A 20,149-nucleotide genomic window follows, 5' to 3' on the forward strand; every position below is an offset into this window, starting at 1 on the left:
TGGGCGGGGGTGCCGGGAAAACCGGCAGGGCGGCGCGAGACCCGGCAGGGGGACTGTTTCCCGGTAAACATTCCGGGTATCTGCCCGCCTCAGGTTGACCTCGCCGTTCCCCGCGCGCGAGGCTGGACGCACAGCGGAAACTATCGGAGAGCTTCATGCGCGTATCAAGGCGTGGCCTTGTCGATCCCTTTATTGTGATGGACGTGATCAAGGCTGCACAGCAGGCAGAGGACGAAGGCCGCAAGATCATTCACATGGAGGTCGGACAGCCCGGCACATCCGCGCCGCAGGGCGCGTTGGATGCCGTGGCGGGGGCGATGCAGGACGGCGATCCGATGGGCTATTCGGTGACGCTGGGGCTTGATGCGCTGCGGACGCGGATCGCGCAGCTCTATGGCGACTGGTATGACGTCGACCTGAACCCGGAGCGGATCGTGGTGACGCCGGGATCGTCCGGGGCGTTCACGCTGGCCTTCACCTCGCTCTTCGATGCGGGCGAAAAGGTGGGCATCGGTGCGCCGGGCTATCCGTCATACCGGCAGATCCTCAAGGCGCTCAGCCTTGAGCCGGTGGTCATCGAAACCGCCGAGAATGCGCGCTACCAGCCGGTGCCGGAAGATGTCGCGGCCTACGGGTTGAACGGGCTGCTGGTCGCATCGCCGTCGAACCCGGCGGGCACGATGCTGGGGCGCGAGGCGCTCGGCGCGCTGATGGAGGCCTGCTCGGACGCCGACGCGGCTTTCATCTCGGACGAGATTTACCACGGGCTGGAATACGAGATGCCGTCGGTATCGGCGCTGGAGATCTCGGATGACGCCTATGTCATCAACTCCTTCTCCAAGTACTTCTCGATGACCGGGTGGCGGATCGGCTGGATGGTGGTCCCCGAGGATCACATCCGCCGGGTCGAACGGATCGCGCAGCACATGTATATCTGCGCGCCCCATGTCAGCCAGGTCGCGGCGCTGGCGGCGATGGACTGTGAGGCGGAGCTGGACACCTACCTCGACACCTATGCGCGGAACCGGGCGCTGATGCTGGACGGGCTGCCGCGGGCCGGGTTTCGCCGGATCGCGCCGCCGGACGGCGGGTTCTACGTCTATGCGGATGTCAGCGACCTGACCGACGACAGCCGCGTCTTCGCGCGCGAGATACTGGACGAGGCCGGGGTGGCGGTGACGCCGGGGCTGGACTTCGACCCGACGCGGGGCAAGGGCACGCTGCGTTTCTCCTATGCCGCCAGCACCGACGACATCCGCGAGGGGCTGGACCGGCTGGCGACCTTCATGGACGCGCGGGCCGGCTAGGCTAGACCCGTTCCCGGCCAAGCGCGACCAGCCGGTCGCGCAGGCCCGTGGCGCGCATGTCGCCGCAGTCGAGCGCGAGGATGTAGGCCTGCGTCAGGAAGAACGGGCCTTCGTCCGGCAGCGCGCCATCTGCGGCCTGCTGGTAGAGCCCGACCAGCGCCGCCCGGTCCCCCGCCGCATGCGCGGCGAGGATCGCGGCGTCCAGCTCAGGCGGCTGCATCGGCCCCGGCCATCCGGCCGGCCACCCAATCGTGGAAGCAATGCGTCGGCCCGTCCATCGCGGGCGAGAAGCGGCCGCCGTCGAAACCGGGCGCGGCGCGGCCCGCCTGCATCCCCTCGACGACGAAGATGTCCTCCTCGAAAACCGTCTTCCACAGCGCCGCGTTCTGCGCACGAAGCGCGGGGTCGGTGTCGGGCGTGGCGTAATAGAGATGGATATGCTCCACCGTTCGGCCCTGACCGTCCGGGCGCAGGATGATCGCGAAGGCATGGTCGCGGTGCACACCGAACAGCACGTTCGGATAGAGCGCGGCATATTCTGCGGCGGTGTCCCACTTGGCGGGCAGGGCGGGGAAGTCGGGGAAAGTCGCCCCGTCCGCGCCGCGCAGCTGGCGGTAAAGGGTCGAGCCCTGGCCGGAATAGAGCCCCGGCGCCTCGATGTTGTAGTGATCCTCCAGCCGGGAATAGGCGTTCAGGCCGGGATGGACCCACGGCAGGTGATAGCTCTCGCAGTAGTTCTCGACCGCCAGCTTCCAGTTCGACCGGACCTCGAGCGTGAAGCGGCTTTCCGCGCCGCCGTGGTAGAGCGGGGCGTCGAAGTCGGACCAGCGGGCGATCAGGTCGCGCTGCGCCTCGTCGAAGGGCAGGGCCGTGCCGGAGAGGTTGACGAAGACCACGTCCCGCCAGACATGCGACCGGACCTCGATCAGGCCGAGCGCGTCGCGGTCGATGGCCTCGTGCGTGTTCATGCCGGGGCCGCCGACATGGGGCGTGGCGACCAGCCGGCCGTCCGTGCCGTAGCACCATGAATGATAGGGGCAGCGGATCGCGCCCTCGATCTTGCGGGGCTCGGAGATGAGGATCATCCCGCGGTGACGGCAGATGTTCTGGAACACCCGGACCGCCCCGTCACGCCCGCGCAGCAGCAGCAGCGGCACGCCGAGGAAGTCGACCGGCAGGGCATCGCCGTTCTCCGGGACTTCGGCGGCGGTGGCGAGGCCGGCCCACTGGTCGAAGAACAGCCGTTGGCGTTCGGCGTTGTGGACGGCGGGATCGGTGTAGTGCCGGTTCGGCAGGCCATGCGCGGTGGCGACAGGCTGACGGATGGCGCTCAGGTCATTGAAGGTGTCGGGCATGGTCGGATCGTCCCCTTGGATGATCCATTGGGCCATGCCCCGGCGCGCGGCGCGTGTCGCACCGCGACCTGTTTTGCCCGGTCGCGACATGCGCGGCCGGGCGTTGGCGTCAGTTGAACGGCTCTTTCAGCCGCAGCAGCCGCTGGTGGAAGGCCGGCAGCATCTCGGGCTGGACGAAGCCCGACGACCGGGCCGCGCGCAATGCAGCGCCGAAATCATGGCCGAGGTGTTCATAGACCATCCGGGTGGCGCGGTGTCCGGCGATGGTTTCGGCCACCGTCCGGGTGACATAGCCGACCCAGAAGTTGTTTTCGAACGCCGGCACGCGGCTGAGGAAGTTGAACGTGCAGGTGATGGCGCCCTTGCGCGAGATCAGCGCGGCCACGCCCTCTTCCTGTTTCAGGAAGATGCCGCGGAATTCGCGGGTCTGCGGGCTGGCATCCAGACCCTGCTGGGACATCGCCTCTTTCGCCTCGTAGCCGCGGACGAAGGAATATCCGTCGGCGCGGAAGACATAGACGAGACCGGTCACGGCCAGTTCCGCGTCCACGAAGCTGCGGCGCGAGAAGCGGTAGATGCCGCCGGGCATCAGGTCCTCGGGCACGGCCGTCGATTCGGAGCCGAGATAGGGCGAGATCGCCGGGTGATTCAGCAGGTCCGTCGCGATCGGGCTGAGGCTGTCCACCGGCTCCAGCAGGATGCGGGCGTCGGTTTCGAAGAAATGGCAGATGCGCAGCAGCACGTCCGGGCGGGGAAAGCTTTCACCCGAAAGGTAGCGATTATACTGCGTCCGGTTGATCCCGAGTTCGCGGCAAAGGCCCGCAATCGAGGGGTATCGGCCACTCAGATGGCGCAGGTTGGCGCCGAAGATGCCGCGAACTTCGACCGGATCGGACAGGTCGTTGTCGGGCCGCGTCAATATCCGGTTCAATTTCTGTCTCCCGCGGTTGTCAGACGCCGGTTTGACCCGGCAAGTGACGCTACGTTGACACATTCTGTCGGTGTCTTGACGTTAAACAGCGTCACGATTGATGTTATATAGCGCCATTCCGGTTGCAACGCGACACAAAAAACGAAATGGCGTCCGGGAATGAGGAATGTGCAGCAAGCGGCCTTTGGCGGAGAGTTATCCAAAAGGCGCAAGTTACTGACAGAATTGAGGAACACGATGTTCGGTGTGGTTCTATGGAGTGACAGACGTGACGATCGCGCCGTCATCTGGTGCGAAGATCACGGGGATCTGGCGTATTTCAATGCCAGAGAGGACGCGCTGGACGCCACTCCGGAGCTCGATCCGGGCGATCTGGTGCAGTTTGACGTCACGGAAACCGGCCGGCTGCGGCGCGCGCGCAACCCGCGCCTGGTGGCCGAGGATCAATATCCCACCCTCGCGGGTGATCTGAAAACGCTCCGGCAGGGCCCTGGGATCAGGACCGAGCCGACCCCGCAGCCTGAGTCTCCCAGGGCTGAAAGGGCGATCGTTCTGCCGTTCAGCGGCAGAACCGGACGGTCACGGGTCGGGGTCGCCCGTGGCCGTCGGACTGGCAGTTAGCTCAGCGGGCGCCGCGCGACAGCGCGGCGACACCGGTGCGCGCCATCTCGAGCAGGCCGAGCGGGCGCATCAGGTCGGCGAAGGCGTCGATCTTTTCCGGGGTGCCGGTGATCTCGAAGACAAAGCTCGACAGCGTCGAATCGACCACGTTGGCGCGGAAGATGTCCGCCAGCCGCAGCGCCTCGACCCGCTTGTCGCCGTCGCCCGACACTTTCAGCAGCGCCAGTTCCCGCTCGACCGACGGCCCCTCGACGGTCAGGTCATGCACCTCGTGCACCGGCACGATCCGGCCGAGCTGCGCCTTGATCTGTTCGATCACCTGAGGGGTGCCGCGGGTGACGATGGTGATCCGGCTCAGGTGCCCGGTGTGATCCACCTCGGCGACCGTGAGGCTGTCGATGTTGTAGCCCCGGCCCGAGAACAGTCCGATCACGCGGGCTAGAACCCCTGCCTCGTTGTCGACGAGCACCGCGAGGGTGTGGGTTTCGATCACGTCCGAGAACGTGGGGCGAAGGTTGTAGGCCGAATGCTTGGTCGAGCCCTTCTTGATCTGGAGTGCGTTCATCTTCGTTGTCCTCTGGCAGGTGGTGCGTGCAGAGCACGCACCCTACGGGCGGATGGCCGGTGTGGTGATGTAGGGTGCGTGCTCTGCACGCACCACGGCCTCACACCAGCACCGCGCCCCCTTCCTTGATCGCGTCCTTGGTGCTCGCATCGCCGAGCAGCATCTTGTTGTGCGGCTCGCCCGACGGGATCATCGGGAAGCAGTTCTCGTGCTTCTCAACGAGGCAGTCGAAGATCACCGGCCCGTCGTAGTTGATCATCTCCATGATCGCGTCGTCGAGGTCGGCGGGGTCGGTGCACAGGATGCCCTTGGCCCCGAACGCCTCGGCCAGCTTCACGAAGTCGGGCAGCGCCTCGGACCAGGAGTGGGAATAGCGTTCGCCGTGCAGCAGCTCCTGCCACTGGCGGACCATGCCGAGCCGTTCGTTGTTCAGGATGAACTGCTTGACCGGCAGGCGGAACTGCACCGCCGTGCCCATCTCCTGCATGTTCATCAGCCACGACGCCTCGCCCGCGACGTTGATCACGAGGCTTTCGGGATGCGCCATCTGCACTCCGATCGAGGCCGGGAAGCCATAACCCATCGTCCCGAGGCCGCCCGAGGTCATCCAGCGGTTCGGTTCGTCGAAGGTCAGGTATTGCGCGGCCCACATCTGGTGCTGGCCGACCTCGGTCGTGATGTAGCGGTCGCGGCCCTTGGTCAGCTCTTCGAGACGCTGCAACGCATACTGCGGCTTGATCGTCTTGGCGGAGTTCGTGAACTTCAGGCAGTCCACCTTCTTCCACTCGTCGATCTTGCCCCACCACTTGGCCAGACCCTCGCGGTTCATCTTGCGCCCGCGGGCCTTCCAGACCTTGAGGATGTCCTCCAGCACATGGGCCACGTCGCCGACGATCGGGATGTCGACGCGGATGACCTTGTTGATCGACGAGGGGTCGATATCGATATGCGCCTTGGTCGAGTTCGGCGAGAAGGCGTCGATGCGGCCGGTGATCCGGTCGTCGAACCGCGCGCCGATGTTGATCATCAGGTCGCAGTCGTGCATCGCCATGTTGGCCTCGTAGAGGCCGTGCATCCCCAGCATCCCGAGCCAGTTCTTGCCCGACGCCGGGTAGGCGCCAAGGCCCATGAGCGTCGAGGTGATCGGCGCGCCGGTGGCGTCCACCAGTTCGCGGAGCAGCTGGCTGGCCGCGGGGCCGGAGTTGATGACGCCGCCGCCGGTGTAGAAGATCGGCCGCTTCGCGGTTTCGAGGGCGGCGACCAGCTCGGTGATCTCTTCCATGTCGCCCTTGACCTGCGGGTTGTAGCGATAGGTCGAGCCCTTGGGCGGCGCGGTATAGGTGCCGGATGCGAACTGGACGTCCTTGGGAATGTCGATCAGCACCGGGCCGGGGCGGCCGGTGGTCGCGACATGGAACGCCTGATGCAGGACGCCGGGCAGGGCGTCCGTTTCCTTGACCAGCCAGTTGTGCTTGGTGCAGGGGCGGGTGATGCCGACGGTGTCGGCCTCCTGGAACCCGTCCGAGCCGATCATGAAGGTCGGGACCTGCCCGGTCAGTACGACGATCGGGATCGAGTCGAGCAGCGCGTCGGCCAGCCCGGTGACGGCATTCGTCGCACCGGGACCCGAGGTCACCAGAACGACGCCCGGCTTGCCGGTCGAGCGGGCATAGCCTTCGGCCGCGTGGACCGCGCCCTGTTCGTGGCGGACGAGGATGTGACGGATGTCGTTCTGCTGAAAGACCTCGTCATAGATCGGCAGGACGGCGCCGCCCGGATAGCCGAATACCGTGTCCACACCCTGATCCTTGAGGGCCTGAACCACCATTTTGGCGCCTGTCATCTGGCGTGTCATCTGATCATCTCCGTCCTGCGCTTGCCAGCTTATCGGTAACAAAAAACCCCCGGATTTCGGTCCGGGGGCGCATGGGTGTCCGTTAGGGATTACCGGTATCACCGGCCCATGCGCCAAGCTCCTACGATTACGACTAGGGTCATCATGTCCCGTGAGTCCCAAGGGTTTCCGTTGTCGGCGGACCATAGGCGGAGGTTTTCGGGGCGTCAACAGCGAATGAAACGGAAAAAGTGTCGCGAGGTGGCGATTTTCTTTCCGTTTGTTGCGTCGAGCGCTTGTTTGGCGACATTTCGATAAAGCGTATGGCCTGTCCGGTGGCGATTCCGCCGGTGCAGGCGTCGCTCAGCGCGCTTCGAGGATGCGTTTGATGTTCTCCAGCCCCTGCATGGACTCCGTATCCATCCGGGCGATCATCTCGTCCGTCGGCGGCTTGGGCCGTGACGGGTTGCGCATGACGCGGGTAAATCGGGTGCCTTCGGGCAGCGGGTCGAACTGGTAGTGGACGACGATTGGGCCGATGAAATCGGTCTGCGTGATCCCGATCCACTGGCGCGGGTGGTCGCAGACGATCACCACCCAGTCCAGAACCACCGGCGCGGTGCGGGTCGACCAGTGTTCCCGGAACGTGTCGCCGAACCGCATCGGCCGGTTGTCGCATTCCAGTTCGTGCGAGGACGCCAGCCATTCCGGCCAGGTCTTGGGGTTGCTGACGTAGTCGAACACCGTTGCGGGATCGGTTGCGATGACGATGGAGTGGCTCCGCTGGAACGGGTGGCGCGGGGTGTCGGTGGTCATGGCATGCTCCGTCTGCTGGTGTGACTTTCATTGGGGCAGGGGCCGTCTGCGCGGTCAACAGGCGGACATGGATGTGTTTGCGGGCCGGCGCCGTGGAGCCGGGTGTGAGAATGCCGAGAATTTCGGCAATGCGGCGCTTCCACGTGGGGCTTCGGTGTATTCCGTAAATTTACCATTTGATAAAAAATCAAACCGTGTCAGGCTGACGGAAAGAGTTGCGACAGGGACCGGACATGACCAACAGCCCTCTGACACCCGGCATCGTGCCGGGGCGCCTGCCTGCCGACGAGATCGCGCGCGGCTTTTCCGATCTGCATCCGCCGATGGACCAGCACGAGGCGCAGGTGGCGGCCGACCGCTGCTACTTCTGTCACGACGCGCCCTGCATGACGGCCTGTCCGACCTCGATCGACATTCCGCTGTTCATCCGGCAGATCTCGACCGGCACGCCCGAGGCGGCGGCGAAGACGATCTTCGACCAGAACATCCTCGGCGGCATGTGCGCCCGCGTCTGCCCGACCGAAACCCTGTGCGAGGAAGCCTGCGTCCGGATGACCGCCGAAGGCGATCCGGTGGAGATCGGGCGGCTTCAGCGTCACGCCACGGACACGCTGATGGCGAAGAATACACATCCCTACGCGCGGGCGGCGGCGACGGGCAAGACCGTGGCCGTGGTCGGTGCTGGTCCTGCCGGTCTGGCCTGTGCGCACCGGCTGGCGATGAAGGGTCATGACGTGGTGATGTTCGACGCGCGGCCCAAGCCGGGCGGGCTGAACGAATTCGGCATCGCGGCTTACAAGAGCACCAATGACTTCGCGCAGAAGGAGGTCGACTGGCTGCTCTCCATCGGCGGCATCAAGGTGGAGACGGGCAGGGCGCTCGGCTCCGGCCTCGACCTGAACCAGCTTCAGCAGGACTACGATGCCGTCTTCCTCGGGATCGGGCTGGCCGGTGTGAACGCGCTCGGAGTGCCGGGGGCTGATCTGGATGGCGTCGCGGATGCGGTCGACTTCATCTCGGACCTGCGCCAGTCGGACGATCTGAGCAAGCTGCCCGTGGGGCGCAACGTGGTGGTGATCGGCGGCGGCATGACGGCCGTCGACGCGGCGGTGCAGTCGCGTCTGCTGGGGGCCGACAGCGTGACGATTGCTTACCGCCGGGGGGCAGACCGCATGGGCGCCTCGCAGTTCGAGCGGGATCTTGCGGCGTCCAAGGGCGTGCGCATCCTGACGAACCTGCAGCCCGTGGCCGTGCATGGTGACGGTGCCGCGACCGAGATGGAACTGGAATATACGACCGAGGAAGGCAGCCGTCTGATCGGCACCGGCGAGACGGTGCGCATCCCGGCAGACCAGGTGTTCCGCGCCATCGGCCAAGCGCTGGAGGGCGAGCTGGCGGGGCTCGAAATTCGCAAGGGCAAGATTGCGGTTGGTGAAAATGGCCGCACCACTTTGCCAGGAGTGTGGGCAGGGGGCGATTGTGCCTTGGGTGGAGAGGATCTGACTGTTACGGCTGTCGCCCAAGGTCGCGACGCGGCCGAGGACATCCATACCCATCTTACGAATTGAGGATTCATGACCCTTTCCAGAACCATCGCCCCGATTATCTCCGCACCCCTTCTTTGCATGGGGCTTGCCGCTCCGGCCAGTGCCCTGTCGGTCGATGTAGAAAGCGCCCCCCAGAGCCTGACCATACCTTCGAATGACGTGGCCAATGCCGTGATGGGCTGCGGCGCGGGCCAGCTTGTCTCGGGCGGCTACGCGCTGACTTCGGGGCCGGCGGATCGCACCGCTTTCAGCTTCATTGCCAGCTTTTCGCCCGTGCCGGGCCTCTGGACGATCCGCGTCCAGAACAATAGCGCCGAGGACATCACCGTCGACTTCGACATGTCGGTCCTCTGCCTGAGCGAATAGATCACCCGGCGGGTCCCGCATGGCGGGGCCCGTCTCCAACCGGAAGAGCCACGACAGAATGCCTGTTCCGTCCGCGTCAGACTGCACCGCGCCCGCCATCGGCCCCCGGACGGCCGTGCGTGAGGCCGGCGTCCGCCGGGTGAAGATTTCCGACAGCGCGGCCAACCTGCGCCCGCTGCACTCCAGCCGCCACGAGGGAACCTGAGACATGGCCGACCTGACATCCGATTTTCTGGGCATCAAATCCCCGAACCCGTTCTGGCTGGCCTCGGCGCCGCCGACGGACAAGGAATACAACGTCCGCCGCGCATTCGAGGCCGGATGGGGCGGTGTCGTGTGGAAGACGCTGGGCGAGGAAGGCCCGCCGGTGGTCAACGTCAACGGCCCGCGCTACGGCGCGATCTGGGGCGCGGACCGGCGGCTGCTGGGGCTGAACAACATCGAATTGATCACCGACCGCGATCTCTACACGAACCTCGAGGAGATCAAGCGGGTCAAGGCCGACTATCCCGACCGGGCGATCATCGTCTCGATCATGGTCCCCTGCGAGGAGGAAAGCTGGAAGAAGATCCTGCCGCTTGTCGAGGACACCGGCGCGGACGGGATCGAGCTGAACTTCGGCTGCCCCCACGGGATGAGCGAGCGGGGCATGGGATCTGCCGTCGGGCAGGTGCCCGAATACATCGAGATGGTGACGCGGTGGTGCAAGCAGTACTACTCCAAACCCGTCATCGTGAAGCTGACGCCCAACATCACCGATATCCGCAAACCGGCGACGGCGGCGAAGATGGGCGGGGCGGATGCGGTCAGCCTGATCAACACGATCAATTCGATCACTCATGTCGATCTGGACCTGATGGCGCCGGAACCGACCATCGACGGCAAGGGCTCGCACGGCGGCTATTGCGGACCGGCGGTCAAGCCGATCGCGCTGTCCATGGTGTCCGAGATCGCCCGCCACCCTGAAACGCGCGGCCTGCCGATCAGCGGCATCGGCGGCGTGACCACGTGGCGCGACGCGGCGGAGTTCATGGTGCTGGGCGCGGGCAACGTGCAGGTCTGCACGGCGGCGATGACCTATGGCTTCAAGGTCGTGCAGGAGATGATCAGCGGCCTGTCGCAGTGGATGGACGAGAAGGGCTATGAAAGCACCGCCGATTTCGTCGGCAAGGCCGTCCCGAACGTGACCGACTGGCAGTATCTGAACCTGAACTACGTGACCAAGGCCAGGATCGACCAGGACGCCTGCATCAAGTGCGGCCGCTGCTATGCTGCCTGCGAGGACACCAGCCACCAGGCGATCGCGATGAAAGAAGGCCGGGTGTTCGAGGTGATGGACGACGAATGCGTGGCCTGCAACCTCTGCGTCAACGTCTGCCCGGTCGAGGATTGCATCACCATGGTCGAGATGCCCAAGGGCGACACCGACCCGCGCACGGGTCGCCAGGTCGGCGACTATGCCAACTGGACCACGCATCCGAACAACCCGATGTCGGTCAAGGCGGCGGAGTAGGTCCGCCACCGTGTCACCGGGGGGCGTAAGGGGCCACTTCGCCCTCGCGCCCCGACGCGATCAGCGCCTCAACGAGCGGGGGGTGCAGCTCTGACCGGCGAGGTTCGGCCCGCAGGGCGCTGAGGTAGGCATCGGCGGCGGCGTCGTGATTGCCGCGGACGCTTTCGATCTGTGCGATCAGCCGCCATGCGGCCCACGCCGTGTCCCGCCCGACCGTCACGTGCCGCGCCTGTTCGAGCGCTTCGACCAGCGCACCGGTATTCGCGAGCATGATCGCCAAATTCATCCGGGCGACGGGAAAATCCGGCCAGTCGGATACAACGGCGCGCAACTGGTCCAGTCCCTCGTCTGTCGCGCCAAGCCGGAAATTGGCCACCGCCATTGCCATCCGGCCGGTCGGGTTTTCCGGATCGATGGCCAGGATCCGCTCAGCCGCAGCAAGCGCTTCGGCAAACGCGCCCTGGGCGAGGCGGCTCTCGGCGAGCCGGACCCAAGGTGCGGCAAAGTTCCAGTTGCTGGATGTCAGGAGCCGTTCGAGGATGTCCGACGCGTACTCCGCCCCGAGACCCGCGTTGCTTATCAGCGCCATCACCTGCTGGATCGCGCCTTCGTTCCCCGACAGACCGCTGTCGCGGAACAGCATGACCTCGGTGACGTCTGCCGGGACCTTGGACGCGGCCGCGATCAGTTTTGCGGGATCCGCGGGCGGACGGCCGATGCGGTGGTCTGTCATGGTCACGTGGACGACATCGTTGGTACGCCGCTCGGGCATGTGGCAAGTGGTGCAGTCCGCGGCGGCGTCGATCTGCGGATGCGCGGCGGGTGGCGGCACCTGCACCTGACCCGCCGCATCCGTCTGATGGCAGGTCAGGCAGGCGGCGCGGTAATGAGCCGCGCGATCTTCGGGTTTCACCTTCACATGGGGATCGTGGCAGGTCAGACAGCCGATTTTCCCCTCGCTTTCGGTAAAGCATGCGCTCTGTTCCATCCTGTAGGGATGGTGATTTATGTCGAACCGATCTTCGGTTGCGCGGGTGCCGTCTACGATGTCAATCGGCGTGACATAGTCCGAAAGCGGCTCGCCGGGGCGGAATGAAAAGACGCCCCGGTCGCCGCGCAGCGGAGAGGCTACGGCGACACTGGGCTGCAGGTGGCAGGAATAGCAGATCTCCTGTCGACGCTCCGCCGGCAGGTCGGCGGGGTTCGTGATCGAGCCCATGATTTCCGCGAATGCAGCGGTCCCGGAGGTGGCGAGCGTGACGTGGCGGGCGCCGGGGCCGTGGCACCGCTGACAGCCGATGCCCTCGGGCATGTGTTCGGGATAGTGTTGCGGGTATCCCGGCAGGTCTGTCACGGCCGAAAGGTCGGGAACGGCGTTGTGGCAGGCGAGACACCGGAATTCCGCCTGCCGCTGCAGGCCCGGCTGATTGGCGAATTCGTAGCCGGGCGGCATGCCCCAGCCCCGTTCCTGCGTATACCAGGCCAACGGAAGCTCGGTCAGGGTGCCGTCCGGGTGTTGCACGATATAGGTCCGGGCATGGTTGCCCGAGCCGAGGATCCAGTCCACTTCGGCCTCGTAGACATCGGACAGGCTGCCATCGGGCAGGGTGCGGAACTGGCGGAAACGGTAGGTGCCGTCCACAAGGCTCATGTCATAGGACAGGCCGCTTGTCGCGTGATGGAGGGGCGGGGCATCGAAATCCTCGATCACCTCGGCGCCATCGGCGGCGTAAAAGCTCTTCGACATCGCGACATTGGCGTAACTGTCGGCGATCTGAACGTGGCAGGCCGCGCATTCCGCGTCATCGACATAGCCGCTCGCCGCGTCCTGCGCGGTCGCGGCCGTGCCCGCCAACGCCATGATCACCTGGACAAGTGCCGCTGTCAGCTGGTGTCGCACCGGAACCTCCTCTGGCGCTTCCGTAGTCCGGCGGGCCGGTCTGCCCCAGTCTAGTCCGGGCGCAGCAGCCTTGTGAACATGGTGGCAAGATAGTCTTCGGCATCCGGGAACGGGTCCCCGGCCGCGGATCCAAGGACGGCGCGGACCTGCACGTCGAAATCGGCGTAATGCTGGGTCAGCGACCAGATCGAGAAAATCAGGTGGTGCGGGTTGGCGGGCTTGATCCGCCCGGCGTCCATCCACCCCTGGATCAGTGCGGCCTTTTCATCGACCAGCGATTTCAGATCGGTTTCCAGCAAGGGCAGGATGTTGCTTGCGCCATGCAGGATCTCGTTTGCGAAAAGCCGGCTCTCGCGCGGGCGTTCGCGGCTGAGTTCCAGCTTGCGCTGAACATAGGCCAGTATCTCGTCGAGCGGGTCACCGCCTTCGTCCACTTCGCGCAGAGGATCGAGCCATGTGTCCATGAGGGTGGACAGGAGGTAGGTGTGGATCGCTTCCTTGGACGGGAAGTAGTAGAGCAGGTTCGGTTTCGACAGCCCCGCCTCGCGGGCGATCTGGTCCACCGTCGCGCCCCGGAACCCGTTGGAGGAAAACACCTCGAGCGCGGCTTCGGCGATCAGGCCGACGTTGCGTTTCTGAATCCGGGTGGTCGCGACGGGTAGGTTCATCCAGCTATCCTGCTACGCCTGAAAATGCTTTTCCCGCCAATGTTTCGCCTGAGCCCGCGTTTGTCCAGCCAAGCTGAAAATTTGGTCAGCCTGCGCGGCAGAGCGGTGCGATGCGCGGACATCGGGCGATTTCCTTGACTGCGGTCCGCTCCGTGTTAGCGTGGCTTTGACCTTTTGGTCAAATGCACCCGGAAGACCAGCAAGGAGTGCCGATGCCCGCCCCCGGAGAAAACCTGAAGATCAACGGCGACCGCCTGTGGGACAGCCTGATGGAAATGGCCAAGGTCGGTCCCGGAATCGCGGGCGGCAACAACCGCCAGACGCTGACCGACGCCGACGCCGAGGGCCGCGCCCTGTTCCAGAAATGGTGCGAGGAGGCGGGTTGCGAGATGGGGCTCGACACGATGGGCAACATGTTCGCGATGCGGCCGGGCACAGACCCCGACGCACTGCCGGTCTACGTGGGCAGCCACCTCGACACCCAGCCGACGGGCGGGAAATACGACGGTGTTCTGGGGGTGCTGGGCGCGCTGGAACTGGTGCGCACGCTGAATGATCTGGGGATCAAGACGAAACATCCGATCGTCGCGACCAACTGGACGAACGAAGAGGGCACCCGATATGCCCCCGCGATGCTGTCCTCGGGCGTCTTCGCGGGCGTGCATACCGAGGACTGGGGCAAGTCGCGCGTCGATGCGGCGGGCAAGTCGTTCGGCGACGAGCTGAAGCGGATCGGCTGGGAAGGCGACGAACCGGTCGGATCGCGCAAGATGAAGGCGTTCTTCGAGCTGCATATCGAACAGGGCCCTATCCTTGAGGCCGAGGAGAAGGACATCGGCATCGTCACGCACGGGCAGGGCCTGTCGTGGATCCAGGTGACGATCACGGGGCGCGACGCGCATACCGGGTCCACGCCGATGCCGATGCGAAAGAACGCGGGGCTGGGGATGGCCAAGGTGCTGCAGCTGGTCGACGAGATCGCGTGGAGCCACGCGCCCCACGCCGTCGGCGCGGCGGGCCATATCGACGTCTATCCCAATTCGCGCAACGTGATCCCCGGCAAGGTTGTCTTCACCGTCGACTTCCGCTCGCCCGAGCTGAGCGTCATCGAGGATATGGAGGCGCGGCTGAAGGAGGGCGCGGCAAAGATCTGCGAGGAGATGGGGCTGGGGATCGAGTTCGAGAAGGTCGGGGGCTTCGACCCGGTGAAGTTCGACGAGGGTTGTGTCGGGGCGCTGCGATCGGCTGCGGAACGGCTGGGCTATTCGCACCGCGACATCATCTCGGGCGCCGGGCACGACGCCTGCTGGATCAACCAGGTCGCGCCGACGGCGATGGTCATGTGTCCCTGCGTCGACGGGCTGAGCCACAACGAGGCCGAGGAGATCACCAAGGAATGGGCCGCCGCGGGCGCGGACGTGCTGTTGCATGCCGTGGTCGAGACGGCGGAGATCGTGGAGTAGGGTGGAGAGGCCGGGGGGCTGCCTGCCCCCCGGACCCCCCGAAAGTATTTGAAACCAGAAGAAGCAGGGGGCGCGGTGGCGACCCCGAAGGGAGTTTCAGGATGAGCAAGGTCATCAAGGGCGGCACGATCGTCACGGCGGACCGCCAGTTCGAGGGCGATATCCGGATCGAGGGCGAAACGATCGCCGAGATCGGGGAGAACCTGAAGGGCGACGAATACGTCGATGCGGAAGGGGCCTATGTGATCCCCGGCGGGATCGACCCGCATACGCATCTGGAGATGCCGTTCATGGGGACGACGGCGGCCGAGACCTTCGAGACGGGGACATGGGCCGCGGCCTGTGGCGGGACGACGATGGTCGTGGATTTCTGCCTGCCGGGCGAAGACGGGTCGATCAAGAACGCGATCAACGAATGGCACCGCAAGTCGGCGCCGCAGATCTGTTCCGACATCGGTTACCACATGGCGATCACCGGCTGGAACGAGCTGATCTTCGACGAGATGAAATACGCCGTCGACAACGGGGTGAACTCGTTCAAGCACTTCATGGCCTACAAGGGCGCGCTGATGGTCGAGGACGACGAGATGTTCGCCTCGTTCTCGCGCTGCCGGGAGCTGGGCGCACTGCCGATGGTCCATGCGGAGAACGGCGACCTCGTGGACCTGATGCAGAAGAAGTTCCTGGCCGAGGGCAAGACCGGGCCGGAATGGCACGCGCGGTCCCGTCCGCCGGAGTTCGAGGGCGAGGCGGCGAACCGGGCGATCACAATCGCGGATGCGGCGGGGACGCCGCTCTATATCGTGCACGTGTCCTGCGAGCAGGCGCACGAGGCGATCCGGCGGGCGCGGCAGAAGGGGATGCGCGTCTATGGCGAGCCCCTGGCGCAGTTCCTGACGCTGGATGACGACGAATACCTCAGCAAGGACTGGCTGCATTCGGCGCAGCGGGTCATGTCGCCGCCGTTCCGGGGCAAGGAGCATCAGGACGGGCTCTGGGCCGGGCTGCAGGCGGGGTCGCTGCAGGTGGTGGCGACGGACCACGCGGCGTTCAATTCGGATCAGAAGAAGATGGGGGTCGGGGACTTTACCAAGATCCCCAACGGGACCAACGGGTTGGAGGAAAGACTTGGCGTGCTCTGGACGCGGGGCGTGGAGACCGGACGGCTGACGCCCGAGGAATTCGTCGCCGTCACCTCGACCAACATCGCCAAGATCCTGAACATGTACCCGCGCAAGGGTGCGCTGGTGCCCGGGGCGGATGCGGATATCGTGGTGTGGGATCCGAAGATCTCCAAGACGATCAGCGCGTCGAACCATCACTCGATCCTCGATTACAACGTGTTCGAGGGCTTCGAGGTGACGGCGCAGCCGCGTTACACGATCAGCCGGGGCGAGGTGATCTGGGCCTGGGGCCAGAACAGCCAGCCGCAGCCGGGCCGGGGCCGGTTCGTGCCGCGTCCGGCGTTCTCGTCGGCCGCGAAGGCGCTGTCGCGCTGGAAGGAACTGAACTCGCCGCGCAGCGTGCAGCGCGATCCGATGAACATCCCGGCGGGGATCTGATGCGCTCAGCCCGGCACCAGCGCGTCCAGTTCGGGCAGGAGGACGACGCTCTCCTGCTCGTTCGGGTCGGTGCGGGCGATGACGGCGACGGCGGGGCTGTCGGACAGGTTGACCGGCAGGTGCGGCACGCCGGCGGGGATGTAGATCAGATCGCCGGCCGTGACGTCCATGCGATGCTCCAGCCGGTCGCCCCACCACATGCTGGCCGCGCCCTCGATCACGTAGATCGCGGTTTCATGGGTGGCGTGCTTGTGCGCCTTGGCGCGGGCGCCGGGCGGGATCGTCAGCAGGTGCATGCAGAGCCCCTGCGCGCCGGTGGTTTCGCGGGCGATGCCTTCGAAGTAATCAAACCCCTGACGGCCGGAATAGGTGCCGCCGGGGCGGACCTTGTGGCAGGCGGGCGGGTTCTGGACTGTCATGGCCGACTCCCTCTGGCGTGACTGGACGGGCGGAATTTACCACGGATGACGAGTGCGGGGATGACGGAAGTGACTGAGACGGCAGGGACGGCGGCGCCGGTGATCGCGGCACGCGGGCTGGACCTGACGTTCCAGACGAACGACGGGCCGGTGCATGCGCTGAAGGGCGTGGACCTGGATATCGGCAAGGGCGACTTCGTCAGTTTCATCGGGCCGTCGGGCTGCGGCAAGACGACCTTCCTGCGGTGCATCGCGGCGCTTGAGACGCCGACCGGCGGGACGCTGACCGTGAACGGGATGACGCCGGACGAGGCGCGGCGGGCGCGGGCCTATGGCTATGTCTTTCAGGCGGCGGGGCTCTATCCGTGGCGGACCATCGCGGGGAACATCAAGCTGCCGCTTGAGATCATGGGGTTTTCCAGGGCCGAGCGCGAAGAACGCGTGAAGAAGGTTCTGGAACTGGTTGATCTGGAAGGATTCGGCGGCAAGTTCCCCTGGCAGCTGTCGGGCGGGATGCAGCAGCGGGCCTCCATCGCGCGGGCGCTGAGTTTCGACGCGGACATCCTGCTGATGGACGAACCCTTCGGCGCGCTGGACGAAATCGTGCGCGATCACCTGAACGAGGAACTGCTGAAGCTGTGGTCGCGGACCGGCAAGACCATCGGCTTCGTCACCCATTCGATCCCCGAGGCGGTCTATCTGTCGACGCGGATCGTGGTGATGTCGCCGCGTCCGGGGCGGATCACCGACGTGATCGAGAGCCCGCTGCCGCGCGAGCGTCCGCTGGACATAAGGGACACGCCGGAATTCCTTGAAATCGCACACAGAGTCCGGGAAGGGCTGCGGGCGGGGCATGCCTATGACTGACGCGGCCGTCAGACGCGCGGGTCCGGTGGACGTCCCTGCGATGGCCGCCATCGCCAACGCCTGGGTGGACGAGACCGACTGGATGCCGCGCGACATGCCGCCCGAGGGGATCACGCGGTTCATCCGGGACGCGCTGCCCGAACGCGAGATCTGGGTCGCGGGCGAGCCGGTCTGCGGCTACCTCTCGCTCGATCCGGTGACGCTCAGGATCGGCGCGCTTTATGTCAGGGAGCGCGGACGCGGGGTTGGCAAGACGCTCATGGACCGGGTGAAGGACGGGCGCGACATGCTGTGGCTGCACACGCATGTGCCCAATCTGGACGCGCAGCGGTTCTATCGCCGCGAGGGGTTTGCCGAGGTGTCGCGCCATGCGGCGGAACCGCCCGAGACGGTGCCCGAGATCAGGATGGAGTGGCGGCGGTGAGGCAGGTCTTTCCCGTCGTGGTCGTCGTCGCCGTCATCGTGGCGCTGTGGTATCTCGCCTGCGTGCCGATGAACATCCACACCGCCCTGACGGATGCGGAAAGGGCCGGGGTCGCGGTCACGCCCGAGGGCGCGGCGGTGCGGCGCGACATGTCGGCCATCGGGCTGGCGCTGGCCAATCCGGGGCAGTGGGGCGATACGCTGGCGCAGGATAAGCCGCGCCTGCCCGCCCCGCACCAGGTGGTGGCGGAGCTCTGGGACACCACGGTCGAGAAGAAGGTGACGTCCAAGCGCAGCCTGATCTACCACGGCTGGGTGACCCTTTCGGCGACGCTTCTGGGCTTTGCCATCGGCACCGTGGCCGGGATCGTGCTGGCGGTCGGCATCGTGCATTCGCGGGCCATGGACATGAGCGTCATGCCCTGGGCCATCGCCAGCCAGACCATCCCGATCCTCGCCATCGCGCCTATGATCATCGTGGTGCTGAACTCGGTGGGCGTTCAGGGGCTGGTGCCAAAGGCGATCATCAGCGCCTACCTTTCGTTCTTCCCGGTGGTCGTCGGAATGGTGAAGGGGCTCCGGTCCCCGGACGCGATGCAGTTCGACCTGCTCAGGACCTACAGCGCCAGCCGGGGCGAGACGTTCTGGAAGCTGCGGCTGCCGGCCTCGGTGCCTTATCTCTTCGCCTCCCTGAAGGTGGGGATCGCCGCCTCGCTGGTCGGGGCCATCGTGGGCGAGCTGCCGACCGGGGCGGTGCGTGGCCTCGGCGCGCGGCTGCTGACGGGGAGCTACTACGGGCAGACGATCCAGATATGGTCGGCGCTCTTCGCCACCGCGATCCTTGCCGCCATTCTGGTGGCCCTGATCGCCGGTATGGAGCGGGCGACGCTGCGGCGGATGGGGCTGGGGAGATGAGCGGCGTGGGCGGATATGGCGCAGGGCAGCGTCTGCCTGGGCTGGCGCTGGAGTGCTGCGAACAACAAATGCGCGGGAGTCGTGCTTTGCTCCGACCGTTTCACATTCGGAAAGGTTTGAAGCGCCTGCCGGGGGGCAGGCAGGCGCTGCCCGGGACGATGTCCCGGGCGGGGGCGGAGTGTAGTTTGTCCTCCCTGGATGGGGAGAACCGCGCATGACCCTCGTTGCCGCCGCCCTCGTGCTCTGGGCCCTCCTGTGGCTCCTGAACGTGCGCCTCGCCAATGGCTCGGCCTCCGGCACCCGCGCGGTGCAACTCGGCGTGCCGCTGATCTTCGGCCTGACGCTGCTGGTGATGTGGGAACTGATCGTGCGCGGCCTGAACGTGCCCGGCGTCATCCTGCCCGCCCCGACCGAGATCGTGGCGCGGATCAGCCGCGAAACCCCGACCCTCTGGGCGGATTTCCGGCAGACCTTCCTGAAGGGCGCGCTGTCGGGCTATGCCATCGGCTGCACGGCGGCCTTCCTGACCGCGATCCTGATCGACCGCAGCGACTTCCTGCGCCGGGGCCTGCTGCCCGTCGGCAGTTTCGTCGCAGCACTGCCCATCGTCGGGACCGCGCCGATCCTCGTCATGTGGTACGGGTTCGACTGGCAGTCCAAGGCGGCGGTGGTCGTGCTGATGGTGTTCTTCCCGATGCTGGTGAACATCGTCGCGGGCCTGAGCGAGACCACCCAGATGCAGCGCGACCAGATGAAGACATGGGCCGCAAGCTATTGGCAGGGCTTCTGGAAACTGCGCCTGCCGGCGGCGATGCCCTTCATCTTCAACGGGCTGAAAATTTCATCGACGCTGGCGCTGATCGGCGCGATCGTGGCGGAATTCTTCGGCTCGCCCATTGTGGGGATGGGGTTCCGCATATCAACATCCGTCGGGCAACTCGCGCTCGACATGGTCTGGGCCGAGATCGTCGTGGCCGCTCTGGCCGGATCCGCCTTCTACGGTATCGTGGCGCTCATCGAACGGTGGGTCACGTTCTGGCATCCGTCGCAACGGCGGTAACGACAAGCAACTCAACA

At 65.8% G+C, this 20,149-nt stretch carries 21 protein-coding genes; 12 read left to right on the forward strand and 9 right to left on the reverse strand.

Features of this window, described 5'->3' with window-relative positions:
* The first annotated feature begins 155 nt into the window (after positions 1 to 155).
* A complete protein-coding gene (locus ATO6_RS18355) occupies positions 156 to 1,307 on the forward strand; it encodes a pyridoxal phosphate-dependent aminotransferase (RefSeq protein ID WP_088625493.1) in 1,152 nt (383 codons plus the stop codon).
* 1 nt (position 1,308) lies between these two features.
* Here ATO6_RS18355 and ATO6_RS18360 read toward each other — a convergent pair whose 3' ends face one another.
* The 3 genes from ATO6_RS18360 to ATO6_RS18370 form a co-directional block, all read right to left on the reverse strand.
* Positions 1,309 to 1,527: a hypothetical protein gene (locus ATO6_RS18360; RefSeq protein WP_088625494.1), complete on the reverse strand. Its 219-nt coding sequence runs from the start codon at positions 1,525 to 1,527 to the stop codon at positions 1,309 to 1,311.
* The gene (locus ATO6_RS18365) at positions 1,514 to 2,662 is read right to left on the reverse strand and encodes an aromatic ring-hydroxylating dioxygenase subunit alpha (RefSeq protein WP_088625619.1); all 1,149 of its coding nucleotides are present in this window, start codon (positions 2,660 to 2,662) and stop codon (positions 1,514 to 1,516) included. Before ATO6_RS18365 ends, ATO6_RS18360 begins: the two co-directional genes overlap by 14 nt.
* A 109-nt stretch (positions 2,663 to 2,771) precedes the next feature.
* Positions 2,772 to 3,593: a helix-turn-helix domain-containing protein gene (locus tag ATO6_RS18370; protein WP_254919204.1), complete on the reverse strand. Its 822-nt coding sequence runs from the start codon at positions 3,591 to 3,593 to the stop codon at positions 2,772 to 2,774.
* Positions 3,594 to 3,830: 237 nt separating this feature from the next.
* Here ATO6_RS18370 and ATO6_RS18375 point away from each other — a divergent pair, with 237 nt between their 5' ends.
* On the forward strand, positions 3,831 to 4,214 hold the full coding sequence (locus ATO6_RS18375) for a hypothetical protein (protein WP_141102037.1): 384 nt from the start codon (positions 3,831 to 3,833) through the stop codon (positions 4,212 to 4,214).
* A gap of 1 nt (position 4,215) precedes the next feature.
* Here ATO6_RS18375 and ilvN read toward each other — a convergent pair whose 3' ends face one another.
* The 3 genes from ilvN to ATO6_RS18390 form a co-directional block, all read right to left on the reverse strand.
* Entirely contained in the window at positions 4,216 to 4,779 is a 564-nt protein-coding gene (ilvN, locus tag ATO6_RS18380) for an acetolactate synthase small subunit (RefSeq protein ID WP_088625496.1), read from the reverse strand.
* A gap of 100 nt (positions 4,780 to 4,879) precedes the next feature.
* Entirely contained in the window at positions 4,880 to 6,634 is a 1,755-nt protein-coding gene (locus ATO6_RS18385) for an acetolactate synthase 3 large subunit (protein WP_088625497.1), read from the reverse strand.
* A gap of 342 nt (positions 6,635 to 6,976) precedes the next feature.
* A complete protein-coding gene (locus ATO6_RS18390) occupies positions 6,977 to 7,429 on the reverse strand; it encodes an SRPBCC family protein (protein ID WP_088625498.1) in 453 nt (150 codons plus the stop codon).
* Between the two features lie 233 nt (positions 7,430 to 7,662).
* Here ATO6_RS18390 and ATO6_RS18395 point away from each other — a divergent pair, with 233 nt between their 5' ends.
* Genes ATO6_RS18395 through preA form a run of 4 tightly spaced genes read left to right on the forward strand, consistent with a single transcriptional unit; the run spans position 7,663 to position 10,855 of the window.
* A complete protein-coding gene (locus ATO6_RS18395) occupies positions 7,663 to 8,997 on the forward strand; it encodes an NAD(P)-dependent oxidoreductase (RefSeq protein WP_088625499.1) in 1,335 nt (444 codons plus the stop codon).
* Between the two features lie 6 nt (positions 8,998 to 9,003).
* Positions 9,004 to 9,342: a hypothetical protein gene (locus ATO6_RS24875; protein ID WP_141102038.1), complete on the forward strand. Its 339-nt coding sequence runs from the start codon at positions 9,004 to 9,006 to the stop codon at positions 9,340 to 9,342.
* 58 nt (positions 9,343 to 9,400) lie between these two features.
* On the forward strand, positions 9,401 to 9,547 hold the full coding sequence (locus ATO6_RS25140; protein ID WP_176440995.1) for a hypothetical protein: 147 nt from the start codon (positions 9,401 to 9,403) through the stop codon (positions 9,545 to 9,547).
* 3 nt (positions 9,548 to 9,550) lie between these two features.
* A complete protein-coding gene (gene preA / locus ATO6_RS18405; protein ID WP_088625501.1) occupies positions 9,551 to 10,855 on the forward strand; it encodes an NAD-dependent dihydropyrimidine dehydrogenase subunit PreA in 1,305 nt (434 codons plus the stop codon).
* Between the two features lie 13 nt (positions 10,856 to 10,868).
* Here the strand turns inward: preA and ATO6_RS18410 are convergent, their stop codons facing one another.
* Together ATO6_RS18410 and ATO6_RS18415 are read right to left on the reverse strand one after the other, a co-directional pair.
* On the reverse strand, positions 10,869 to 12,755 hold the full coding sequence (locus ATO6_RS18410) for a tetratricopeptide repeat protein (RefSeq protein ID WP_088625502.1): 1,887 nt from the start codon (positions 12,753 to 12,755) through the stop codon (positions 10,869 to 10,871).
* Between the two features lie 50 nt (positions 12,756 to 12,805).
* Positions 12,806 to 13,423: a TetR family transcriptional regulator C-terminal domain-containing protein gene (locus ATO6_RS18415; RefSeq protein WP_088625503.1), complete on the reverse strand. Its 618-nt coding sequence runs from the start codon at positions 13,421 to 13,423 to the stop codon at positions 12,806 to 12,808.
* A gap of 212 nt (positions 13,424 to 13,635) precedes the next feature.
* Between ATO6_RS18415 and ATO6_RS18420 the strand changes: the two genes are divergently transcribed.
* Both ATO6_RS18420 and hydA read left to right on the forward strand, forming a co-directional pair.
* The gene (locus ATO6_RS18420; RefSeq protein WP_088625504.1) at positions 13,636 to 14,886 is read left to right on the forward strand and encodes a Zn-dependent hydrolase; all 1,251 of its coding nucleotides are present in this window, start codon (positions 13,636 to 13,638) and stop codon (positions 14,884 to 14,886) included.
* Positions 14,887 to 14,987: 101 nt separating this feature from the next.
* Positions 14,988 to 16,448, forward strand: a complete 1,461-nt coding sequence (hydA, locus tag ATO6_RS18425) for a dihydropyrimidinase (RefSeq protein WP_088625505.1) — start codon at positions 14,988 to 14,990, stop codon at positions 16,446 to 16,448.
* Between the two features lie 5 nt (positions 16,449 to 16,453).
* On the opposite strand, the gene ATO6_RS18430 is transcribed toward hydA, so the two are convergent.
* Positions 16,454 to 16,867, reverse strand: coding sequence for a cupin domain-containing protein (locus tag ATO6_RS18430; RefSeq protein ID WP_088625506.1), 414 nt, complete (start codon positions 16,865 to 16,867; stop codon positions 16,454 to 16,456).
* A gap of 60 nt (positions 16,868 to 16,927) precedes the next feature.
* Here ATO6_RS18430 and ATO6_RS18435 point away from each other — a divergent pair, with 60 nt between their 5' ends.
* The 4 genes from ATO6_RS18435 to ATO6_RS18450 all read left to right on the forward strand — a co-directional run bounded on the left by ATO6_RS18435 (position 16,928) and on the right by ATO6_RS18450 (position 20,132).
* Positions 16,928 to 17,734, forward strand: coding sequence for an ABC transporter ATP-binding protein (locus ATO6_RS18435; protein WP_088625507.1), 807 nt, complete (start codon positions 16,928 to 16,930; stop codon positions 17,732 to 17,734).
* Complete coding sequence (locus ATO6_RS18440) at positions 17,727 to 18,158, forward strand: GNAT family N-acetyltransferase (RefSeq protein WP_088625508.1); 432 nt, start codon at positions 17,727 to 17,729, stop codon at positions 18,156 to 18,158. The genes ATO6_RS18435 and ATO6_RS18440 overlap by 8 nt, the downstream gene beginning before the upstream one ends.
* A complete protein-coding gene (locus ATO6_RS18445) occupies positions 18,155 to 19,072 on the forward strand; it encodes an ABC transporter permease (RefSeq protein WP_088625621.1) in 918 nt (305 codons plus the stop codon). Before ATO6_RS18440 ends, ATO6_RS18445 begins: the two co-directional genes overlap by 4 nt.
* A gap of 214 nt (positions 19,073 to 19,286) precedes the next feature.
* Positions 19,287 to 20,132 carry an ABC transporter permease gene (locus ATO6_RS18450; RefSeq protein ID WP_088625509.1) on the forward strand — a complete coding sequence of 282 codons (846 nt, stop codon included), beginning with the start codon at positions 19,287 to 19,289 and terminating at the stop codon, positions 20,130 to 20,132.
* Positions 20,133 to 20,149 lie beyond the last annotated feature (17 nt).

This window comes from Oceanicola sp. 22II-s10i (assembly GCF_002210105.1).
Classification (GTDB): Bacteria; Pseudomonadota; Alphaproteobacteria; order Rhodobacterales; family Rhodobacteraceae; genus Pseudooceanicola.

Excerpts from the sequence above, each read along its gene's own strand:
- ATO6_RS18355 (WP_088625493.1), top strand. The coding sequence starts at position 156 with ATGCGCGTATCAAGGCGTGGCCTTGTCGATCCCTTTATTGTGATGGAC.
- ATO6_RS18360 (WP_088625494.1), bottom strand. The coding sequence starts at position 1,527 with ATGCAGCCGCCTGAGCTGGACGCCGCGATCCTCGCCGCGCATGCGGCG.
- ATO6_RS18365 (WP_088625619.1), bottom strand. The coding sequence starts at position 2,662 with ATGCCCGACACCTTCAATGACCTGAGCGCCATCCGTCAGCCTGTCGCC.
- ATO6_RS18375 (WP_141102037.1), top strand. The coding sequence starts at position 3,831 with ATGTTCGGTGTGGTTCTATGGAGTGACAGACGTGACGATCGCGCCGTC.
- ilvN (WP_088625496.1), bottom strand. The coding sequence starts at position 4,779 with ATGAACGCACTCCAGATCAAGAAGGGCTCGACCAAGCATTCGGCCTAC.
- ATO6_RS18385 (WP_088625497.1), bottom strand. The coding sequence starts at position 6,634 with ATGACACGCCAGATGACAGGCGCCAAAATGGTGGTTCAGGCCCTCAAG.
- ATO6_RS18390 (WP_088625498.1), bottom strand. The coding sequence starts at position 7,429 with ATGACCACCGACACCCCGCGCCACCCGTTCCAGCGGAGCCACTCCATC.
- ATO6_RS18395 (WP_088625499.1), top strand. The coding sequence starts at position 7,663 with ATGACCAACAGCCCTCTGACACCCGGCATCGTGCCGGGGCGCCTGCCT.
- ATO6_RS24875 (WP_141102038.1), top strand. The coding sequence starts at position 9,004 with ATGACCCTTTCCAGAACCATCGCCCCGATTATCTCCGCACCCCTTCTT.
- ATO6_RS25140 (WP_176440995.1), top strand. The coding sequence starts at position 9,401 with ATGCCTGTTCCGTCCGCGTCAGACTGCACCGCGCCCGCCATCGGCCCC.
- preA (WP_088625501.1), top strand. The coding sequence starts at position 9,551 with ATGGCCGACCTGACATCCGATTTTCTGGGCATCAAATCCCCGAACCCG.
- ATO6_RS18415 (WP_088625503.1), bottom strand. The coding sequence starts at position 13,423 with ATGAACCTACCCGTCGCGACCACCCGGATTCAGAAACGCAACGTCGGC.
- ATO6_RS18420 (WP_088625504.1), top strand. The coding sequence starts at position 13,636 with ATGCCCGCCCCCGGAGAAAACCTGAAGATCAACGGCGACCGCCTGTGG.
- hydA (WP_088625505.1), top strand. The coding sequence starts at position 14,988 with ATGAGCAAGGTCATCAAGGGCGGCACGATCGTCACGGCGGACCGCCAG.
- ATO6_RS18430 (WP_088625506.1), bottom strand. The coding sequence starts at position 16,867 with ATGACAGTCCAGAACCCGCCCGCCTGCCACAAGGTCCGCCCCGGCGGC.
- ATO6_RS18435 (WP_088625507.1), top strand. The coding sequence starts at position 16,928 with ATGACGGAAGTGACTGAGACGGCAGGGACGGCGGCGCCGGTGATCGCG.
- ATO6_RS18440 (WP_088625508.1), top strand. The coding sequence starts at position 17,727 with ATGACTGACGCGGCCGTCAGACGCGCGGGTCCGGTGGACGTCCCTGCG.
- ATO6_RS18450 (WP_088625509.1), top strand. The coding sequence starts at position 19,287 with ATGACCCTCGTTGCCGCCGCCCTCGTGCTCTGGGCCCTCCTGTGGCTC.